This is a genomic window from Synechocystis sp. LEGE 06083, from assembly GCF_015207725.1.
In the GTDB taxonomy this organism is placed as follows: Bacteria; Cyanobacteriota; Cyanobacteriia; order Cyanobacteriales; family Microcystaceae; genus Synechocystis; species Synechocystis salina.
Window position 1 is genome coordinate 1 of the sequence record NZ_JADEWJ010000164.1, and the last position, 8644, is coordinate 8644.

The 8644-nt window shown below is 43.0% G+C and carries 8 protein-coding genes and 1 pseudogene; all 9 read left to right on the forward strand.

Annotated elements, in window-relative coordinates; genetic code table 11:
- Nucleotides 1-127: 127 nt before the first annotated feature.
- Nucleotides 128-808: pseudogene (locus IQ219_RS12755) on the forward strand (phosphoketolase); the annotation flags it as partial.
- Nucleotides 809-898: 90 nt separating this feature from the next.
- Nucleotides 899-1324: a hypothetical protein gene (locus IQ219_RS12760; protein WP_194072855.1), complete on the forward strand. Its 426-nt coding sequence runs from the start codon at nt 899-901 to the stop codon at nt 1322-1324.
- A gap of 226 nt (nt 1325-1550) precedes the next feature.
- Nucleotides 1551-1871 carry a hypothetical protein gene (locus IQ219_RS12765; protein ID WP_194072856.1) on the forward strand — a complete coding sequence of 107 codons (321 nt, stop codon included), beginning with the start codon at nt 1551-1553 and terminating at the stop codon, nt 1869-1871.
- 85 nt (nt 1872-1956) lie between these two features.
- Entirely contained in the window at nt 1957-2709 is a 753-nt protein-coding gene (locus tag IQ219_RS20135) for an HPF/RaiA family ribosome-associated protein (RefSeq protein ID WP_228017043.1), read from the forward strand.
- Nucleotides 2710-2909: 200 nt separating this feature from the next.
- The gene (locus IQ219_RS12780; RefSeq protein ID WP_338116568.1) at nt 2910-3146 is read left to right on the forward strand and encodes an STAS/SEC14 domain-containing protein; all 237 of its coding nucleotides are present in this window, start codon (nt 2910-2912) and stop codon (nt 3144-3146) included.
- A gap of 80 nt (nt 3147-3226) precedes the next feature.
- Nucleotides 3227-4765 (forward strand): NAD(P)/FAD-dependent oxidoreductase, encoded by a 1539-nt coding sequence (locus IQ219_RS12785; RefSeq protein WP_194072857.1) that lies wholly within the window; start codon nt 3227-3229, stop codon nt 4763-4765.
- Between the two features lie 63 nt (nt 4766-4828).
- Nucleotides 4829-6073: an FAD-dependent oxidoreductase gene (locus IQ219_RS12790; RefSeq protein WP_194072858.1), complete on the forward strand. Its 1245-nt coding sequence runs from the start codon at nt 4829-4831 to the stop codon at nt 6071-6073.
- 76 nt (nt 6074-6149) lie between these two features.
- Complete coding sequence (locus IQ219_RS12795; RefSeq protein WP_194072859.1) at nt 6150-6365, forward strand: hypothetical protein; 216 nt, start codon at nt 6150-6152, stop codon at nt 6363-6365.
- 728 nt (nt 6366-7093) lie between these two features.
- Nucleotides 7094-8209 (forward strand): acyl-CoA desaturase, encoded by a 1116-nt coding sequence (locus IQ219_RS12800; protein ID WP_194072860.1) that lies wholly within the window; start codon nt 7094-7096, stop codon nt 8207-8209.
- Nucleotides 8210-8644 lie beyond the last annotated feature (435 nt).

The window sequence follows — 8644 nt, forward strand, 5'->3', positions numbered from 1 at the left end:
TCATGGAAGTCTGGGAAAAAATACCACTCCGGCTATGGCCATGGGCTTCATTGACCGCCCTGTCGAAATTGCAGAAATACTTACCTGTAGAGGCTTTTGCCACTTCACTCCTTAAAAGGACAGTGCCTCGGTTTGGGATCACTGCTTGCGCAGCCGCCACTACGTCAATGTGGTCATTGCAGGCAAATATCAAGCCCCCCAATGGCTAACGATGGAGCAAGCTGTCAAGCATTGCACTGCAGGCATTGGTATTTGGGACTGGGCGAGTAGCGACGGTGAACCCGATGTGGTCATGGCTTGCTGTGGCGATGTGCCAACCCTAGAAACCCTTGCCGCCGTTTCGATTCTGAGGGAGCATTTGCCCGACCTAAAAATCCGCGTGGTGAATGTCGTTGACCTGATGCGACTACAACCGGAAAGGGAACATCCCCATGGGTTGAGTGATCAGGATTTTGACGCGCTTTTTACCCAAGATAAACCCGTGATTTTTGCCTTCCATGCCTACCCGTGGTTAATTCACCGATTGACCTACCGCCGCACCAACCACGTCAACATCCATGTGCGGGGCTACAAGGAAGAAGGGACGATCACGACACCCTTTGATATGACGGTGCTGAACGATCTTGATCGCTTTCATTTGGTAATAGACGTGGGCGATCGCCTGCCGCAGTTAGGAGCTAAAGGGGCTGACCTAAAGCAAGCGATGCAAGCCAAACTGATTCAGCACAAACAATACATCAATCAACATGGTCAAGACTTACCAGAAATTCGCAATTGGCAGTGGGGGCAGGGTCAACGTTGTAAGTGAAACTGTTAGTAGGAAAAGCACTTTTACCGACCTGAAACAAGGCAAAGAAATTCGCTATTTTAATCGATTTAACACATTAGAGGAAACATCATGAGTACTGCAATTGATAACTTTACCAAGCAACTCCACGACAATTTGGAAGCGGTGGAAGATCGTCTGAATTCACTAAAGAAAAATATTCAATCTTTACCGAAAAAAACTCAAACTGAGATTCAATCTACCCTCGATAAAGCAAAGACAAATCTGGATGAAAAAAAACAAGAATTTGATGATTACCGGGCAAAGCTCAAAACCCAGTTGGAAGAAAAAGAATCTGAGCTGATGTCGAATATTGAAGAATGGAAAGCTAATCGTGAAGCTGAAAAACTCGAACATCGGGCCGATAAAGCTGAAGACTATGCCGCTACCATGACCTTCTTGGCAATGGCGGCCATGGATGAAGCCGAAGAAGCAACCTTAGCGGCGATCGCCGCCCGACTCGATGCTGAAGCCGCTGTGGGAATTACAGAAAAATAAGCTGCGATAGGACAAATCCATGAAGGTGAAATTTGACAGGTTAAGGCGTTTCGGTGACGGATTGAAATATGGAGGTAACAGTGTTGAATCATGGCTTTGAAATTCCATCTGAACCAGAAGCCGACTTGGAAGCTGGTTTATCCACGCAAGAGGCGATCGCTGCTATCTTGCGCTATTGAAAGCCACTTCGGTGACGAAATTAAATCTTTATTTTGGAGAATTGCCCATGTCCGCCTCATCCCCACCTATTGAAACGGCTGTATTGGTTATTATCATTGGTGAAAACGTCTTGCAAGGTCGTATTATCAATCTGCTGAAAGACTTAGAAGTAACTGGTTATACTATCTCCCAAGCTCAAGGCGCAGGTCGCCATGGCAACCGTCGGGGAGATATGGTCAGCTATAACACTAATTTTGAAATCAAAACCGTTGTGTCCCGGGAAGTCTCCGAGGATATCTTCTCCGGTCTGGTCGAGTATCAATCTAATCATGCCTTAATCGCTTTCCGACAAAATGTCGAAGCGTTGACTGGGTTTGAGATAATTTGATTTCAGTTTCTTTTTATAAAAAAAATGGCGATCGCATCACTCACTCTGAATATTAAGCCAATCAAAATTCAAGCGGGAGAATATCATGAAAATCCAAATTCATACCGGCCATAACATCGAAGGTCACGAAGCACTGGCCACTCATTTCACTGGTGTGGTGGAAGAGAGTCTAAGCCAATTCGGCGATCGCCTGACTAACGTTGATGTTCACCTAAGCGATGAGAACAGCGACAAGAAGGACGGCCATGACAATATGCGCTGCATGATCGAAGCCCGTCTCACAGGACACCAACCCCTCGCGGCAAGCCATCAGGCAGAGACCCTAGACCATGCTGTTGACGGGGCTGCCGAGAAATTAGCCCACGTGATCGAGCACACCCTGGGGCGACTAGAGCACGAAGCGAGTCATCGGACTGACCCACCTCTGTCTCAAATGAATACAAAAATAGGACTATGGATCGACCAAAACAAGGCGACTATCGTGACGGTTACAGAGCAAGGAGAAAAGATCAGCGAGATCCTCGCAGATGCGGAAAAACAGCTCCAACGGACTGGGGATTCACCCCTGAAAGGCTCCTATGAAGCCCTTCAAGTACCCGCAGATTACAGCCGTCAGAAGGTGCTGACCGCAGAACTCAATACTTACTACGACGAGATCATTCGATATATTCGTGATGCAAGTTCGATTTTGATCGTAGGGCCAGGTGTCGCTAAGCATGAACTGCAAAAGCGTCTGGAAAAAAATCACATCGGCGCAAAGATTGTTGGGGTTGAAACGGTTGATAATCTGACCGAGCCTCAACTCGTAGCAATGATTCGTCAACACTTTGCCAATTGAATAGCATCGTGAAGACCTTACAGAGTGGAGCAACCCGCTATGTATGTCCAAGACTAATAGACACTGCAAGAATGCTGGTCACCACGCCCGATTTTGGCCAGTACATTGGGGAATGACAACCTTTACGACGAGACGATTCACCAGCACATCCGACATATACCGATGGTGGAAGAAAAGATCACCAAATATGAAAAATACGTATTCTCTATCATGTTGGCAATAAATTCAGTAACTTTTCGATGATGGCGCTTTGGGATGATGGCAAATTTGGGTTAGCGCATTGGAATAAATGGGAAAAAATTGCGGTGGTCACTGATGTAGGTTGGTTGCGCGCCATGACCTGGGCTTTTAAATGGCTAATTCCCACTAAATTTAAATTGTTTCCGAATGGGGAACTAGAACAAGCTAAGCAATGGATCAGTGGCGATCGCCAATGATGTTTGGGCAAATAAAATCACAATTTATTGCTAAAGATTGGCCATCTAGCTAGTTAATATTTATTTGAGGAAATCGAGAGATGAAACCAGATTATCTAATTGTCGGCAGTGGTTTATCAGCATTGACCTTTGGGGCTTTGATGGCAAACTCTGGCAAAACTGTGCAAATTCTCGAAGCCCATGAGCATCCAGGGGGTTATGGACATACCTTTACGATGGCGAAGAAATATACGTTTAACGCGCAATTTCACTATGTCTGGGATTGCGGCGCAGGGCAAACGGTTAACAAAGTCCTCAAAAAACTGGGCTTGGATCAAGAAATAACCTTTGAGCGGTACGACCCCAAGGGCTTTGACCATATGCGAATGCCGGGTTATGCCTTGGACATTCCCTCGGAACCAGAAGAACTAATCCAACGATTGTCTACACTGTTCCCTGACCATGGCGATCGCCTGCGCAAATTCATCAATGATGTAGAAAAAACTGGTGCAGGTTTAAAAAAGTTATCGCCGCCAATCAAGCCCGTGGAGCTACTCCAACATCCAAGTGAGGTATTGTGTGCTGTCCAGTATCTCCATAGCACTCTTCAAGATGTATTTGATAAGTTTCAGTTGCCCCAAGCTGCCCAAACCTTATTAGCTCTACAATGGCCAGATTTTTTACTGCCACCAAATCAACTCTCATTTTATGCGTGGGTCGCCTTATTCCGAGGTTATCAAGCAGGGGCTTTTTATCCCACCCAACAGTTTGAAAGTGTGATCAATGCGTTGGTTACAGTGATCGAATCCCACGGGGGCGCGGTGCTGCTCAACCATGAAGTCACGAATTTTAGAATTACAGATAAAACGGTGACTGGCGTTAAGGCAATCAATCTCACCACCCACCAAACCAATGAATTTACGGGTGAAACTGTGATTTGCAATATTGATCCCAAAAGAGCCGCCAAGATGATTGGGATCGAAAAGTTCTCGAAAACTGTGCGTCGCAAACTGGACTATGAATATTCGGCATCAAACTTTATGGCGTACTGCGTCGTTAAAGATATTGATCTGCGGGACTACGGTTTTGGCAAGTGGAATCTCTTTCATACGGGGCATCTGGATCTCAATGAAGCCTTCGCCCAAATGTACGATCGCCATGATTTTTCTAATCCTAGTTTTGCGATTACAACGCCAACTTTATTGACAACAGCGAGTCGGGACTGCCCCGAAGATTGCCAGATTGTAGAATTTTTGACCGTGGCGAATTATGCTTACTTCAATCAATTAAGGGATAGCGATCCCAAAGCTTATCGGCAGAAAAAACAAGAAATATTGGATTCTATTCTTGATGTTGTGGAGAAAAACTATGTGCCAAATTTCAGGAAACACATGGTCTTTGATATCACGGGTAGCCCCACCACAAATGAGCGTTTTTGTTGGAGTCCTAGTGGCAATTCCTACGGCTCTAGTTTAACTCCTAAAAATATGGGGCTGGGGCGATTAAATTACGAAACATCCCTTAAACAGTTCTATTTTTGTAATGCCTCATCTGGCTATCCGGGTTTTGCTCCCACAGTCTGGACAGGCGCATTGCTCTATCAACGATTATCTGACGATCAGATCTTAGGCGATCGCTAAATAGCAACATTAAAACAGATAAGTATTTGTGAATTATTTTTATTATTAATTTCGAGGTCAGTTATGAAAATCGCGATTATTGGTGGCGGAGCTAGTGGCATGGCTACAGCCTATTTGCTCGATAAAGAAGAACATCAGGTTACTGTGTTTGAGAGGCAGCCGATATTGGGAGGACATATTCGGACACTGAACAAAAATCTGAAGCCGAACCAAGCCGATTGCGATGAAGTTTTAGAAAGTGGAGTGCTTGAATTTCCAACGGCATTTCATAGCTTTATGACGTTGATGGAAGAGCTAGAGGTGGATCTAGAACCTGTCAGGACTGGTTCTGGCATGTTTCGCAAAGATGGTAACCACTTTTTATCGGGAGTGGCGATCGATAAGAATTTTTCAGGTTTCCACGCCCTAATCGAACATTTACGCCTTGATACTATCTACGCCCGTTCTGCTGGAGTCTGGTTAAAAGTGCAATTTGCTAAGACACGAGATTTCCATGATCAACCGCTATCGGCTTACTTAAGACGTCTTTGCAGCCGCAATACTTGGCTGAAATTAATGGTTATGTACAGCTACTCTATGCCGTTTGAACTGATTGATGATTTCCCCGCAGAGTTAGCAATTCCGATGTTACTCGATTACATTTCAGTCGATTGGATCAGGGTTAAAGGCGGTGTATATACTTACATCGAAAAAATCTTGGCACGATTTAAAGGTGAGATTTTATTGAATGCAGAGATTGCTCATATTTCCAGAAGTTTGGATGTGGTTAAAGTGGTACGAACGACAGGTGAAATGCAGGAATTTGATAAAGTCGTATTTGCGACACCGCCAGACAAAGTAATGGCTTTATTAGCAGACCCAACTGAGGCGGAAGCGAAACGATTTTCTGCATGGAAAGCAAATTATATAACCAGCATTGTTCATAGCGATAGTTCTATGTATGCTCCCCATGATGTTAAGACACCTTCAGAATTTGATTTTTTCCAGACAAAAAATAGCTGGGGTTATAACGGCTATTTGAATCAACTTTGCGCGATTTCTTCGTCCTACCAACATCATTTTTTATCGTTCCAATTGGAAGAATTGATCGCAAAAGATTGCATCATTCATACACAGGAACATCACACGCCTTTTTATACTACTGAGTCTTTTCGATACCGTAATGAAGTGATTGAAACGAATGGCGAAAATAATACTTACCACGCGGGAGCCTATCTTGGTGATGGCTTGCATGGAGGGGCAATTGATTCCGCCTATCGAGTTGCTCAACTAATTACAGCGGACTGTGAGACTATGTTGGATAGTTAATCTTCTACCAGCGGGGATTTTTGGAATTAAACCTGTCCCATACTGTTATCCACTCCGCTGTATCCATTTAAAAACTATGAAAAAACTCTATATTATTGCAATTATTCTTAGCATGATCACATTCTCATTGATTCTTTGGCGTCAAACTTATAAACCTGACCGTGTTGATGTTGATCCGGCAACTGTTTCCGAAATGGAGTATTACTTTAAGCAAAAAGAATGTACCCAAGCTATGATTGATCAAAGTAACGGATATGATGTAAAACTCCCCGAAAACTGCCTTTCAGACTAGTGGAATTGTTATAACAGTAGGTTATTCACCACAACAGCAACTCCTGATTATTTTATAGATCAATACCTAGGAACACAACTAAATTGTTGACTTTAAATGAGTGCGAGTGCGATCGTTTTTTTGGGATTACAGCGGATTGTGAGACTATGTTGGATAGTTAATCTTTCACCAGCGGAGATTTTTGGGGTTAAACTTTTCCCATACTGTTACGCACTCCGCTGTAGCTCCAGTAAACCTCAGCTTTCCCCGCAGTTAGCTACAACTTAAGTTTAGGTTTTTAAAGAACAAGCTAAGTAATGAATTTGCGGCGATCGCCAACGAAGTTTAAGACAAATAAATTGATAAGGTGCATCGTGGGGAAATGACGGTCTCCGACTTTGTTAGTTATGATTTTTAGGTGATCACCCTTCACTAGATTATGTCTGTCCAGAGATGGGTATTTCGACGGTTATTGTTTCAATTAATGCCATCAATGCCATGTTGTTACGACGCATACATTTGCATGTGTAAGTGTATCAGAACAAGTAGATTTAATTTATTTCTGAAAAAACGATATTGAAATGGTGTTGAAATATTGATAAAATGGAAAAATAACAACTTTAAATGAGATCCCCCCCTTAATAAAGTGGGGCTTTGAATACGGCTTTTCTCACAACTGATTTAGATTTACTACAAAAGAGCTTCTTGATCGGTTACCCAAGATTGAGTGTTAAGTATGGGACAAAAGGATGCAAGTCAATGAATCTCATCAGTCTATGGTTCTTGAAAAAGAGGCAGCAAAAAAATTAAAGTTTGCCAAGAATAGTGGGTTTAAGACGGAACTGAGACGAAGGGTTGATGAACTTTTTCAAGATCCTAGTCGCAAGGCTCGTGATTGCCCACAAATGTATGCGAAAACCATTATTTTGTTGCTTAGCTTTTTCGGATTATATTCTCTATTAGTTTTTGTGGCTCAAACATGGTGGCAGGTAATTCCCTTGTGCATCATGCTCGGTGTCGTTACCGCAGGCATTGGTTTTGGTATTCAACATGACGGCGCACATCACGCATATTCCGATTCGCTATGGGTTAATAAGCTCATGGCGATGAGCTTAGATTTGATTGGCGGCAGTTCTTATATTTGGCATTGGAAGCACAATTTTTTCCATCATACTTATACCAATATTGCTGGTTATGACATGGATGTGGACGTGGGGGTTTTTGGGCGACTTTCTCCTTCTCATCCACAATTAACCTTCCATCGTTGGCAACATTATTATTTGTGGTTATTGTATGGATTACTAGCGATTAAGTGGCATTTTTATGATGATTTTCATTGTCTAATCACTGGCAAAATTGGCGATCGTCGCTATCTACGTCCTAAGTCCAGTAATCTAGTGATATTTTTTGGTGGCAAACTGGTATTTTTCTCACTTGCCTTTGCGATTCCGTTACAATTTCATGGGCTATGGCAAGTTTTAGGGAGCTATGGATTAGTCGCTGTTACCTTGGGAGTAGTGCTGAGCGTCGTATTTCAACTAGCCCATGTGGTCGAAGAAGCCGATTTTCCATTACCAATTGCCGGAGCAAGTCTCATTGAGAAAGAGTGGGCAGTGCATCAGATTGAAACGACGGTAAACTTCTCTCGGCATAACCATTTGATGACATGGCTACTGGGTGGATTGAATTTCCAAGTTGAGCATCATTTATTTCCCAATATCTGCCATATTAACTATCCTGAACTATCTAAAGTCGTGGAGCAGACCTGTCGAGAATATGGAGTAAAATATAACCAACATGCTTCTTTTTGTTCAGGATTATTATCCCATTATCGTTGGCTACGAAAAATGGGAACTACTTGTTAAATGAGAACCACTTGTTAGATTTTTTGAATCTTTTTTGGCAAGGGCGATTAATAATTGTTCAAATATCTCGGACGCAATCTTAGGGCAAACACATCTTAATGCGCTCCCAATAAAAATCTACGTTATCCCCGCCGATCACAAATGGTTTACTCGTCTAGTTGTGGCGAGCATCATTTACACCCAGTTAAAGGACCTGAATCTCAAGTATCCGACGCTTAGCCAAGAGCAACATCAAGAGCTTTCAAAGGTAAAGATAATGCTTGAGAATGAGTAATATGACAACGCTAAATCAATTTACTTATTGACATTACCATCGATGAAATACCCTAAGTTCGCTAAACTGTGGGACTCATTACATTCCAGCTTCTGGTTTGTGCCAACCCTGATGGTGATGCTGGCGATCTCACTTTCGTTTATTACTATCTGGATTGACAA

Coding starts and splice junctions, on each gene's coding strand:
- IQ219_RS12790 (WP_194072858.1), top strand. CDS start 4,829: ATGAAAATCGCGATTATTGGTGGCGGAGCTAGTGGCATGGCTACAGCC.
- IQ219_RS12800 (WP_194072860.1), top strand. CDS start 7,094: ATGCAAGTCAATGAATCTCATCAGTCTATGGTTCTTGAAAAAGAGGCA.
- IQ219_RS12765 (WP_194072856.1), top strand. CDS start 1,551: ATGTCCGCCTCATCCCCACCTATTGAAACGGCTGTATTGGTTATTATC.
- IQ219_RS20135 (WP_228017043.1), top strand. CDS start 1,957: ATGAAAATCCAAATTCATACCGGCCATAACATCGAAGGTCACGAAGCA.
- IQ219_RS12760 (WP_194072855.1), top strand. CDS start 899: ATGAGTACTGCAATTGATAACTTTACCAAGCAACTCCACGACAATTTG.
- IQ219_RS12785 (WP_194072857.1), top strand. CDS start 3,227: ATGAAACCAGATTATCTAATTGTCGGCAGTGGTTTATCAGCATTGACC.
- IQ219_RS12795 (WP_194072859.1), top strand. CDS start 6,150: ATGAAAAAACTCTATATTATTGCAATTATTCTTAGCATGATCACATTC.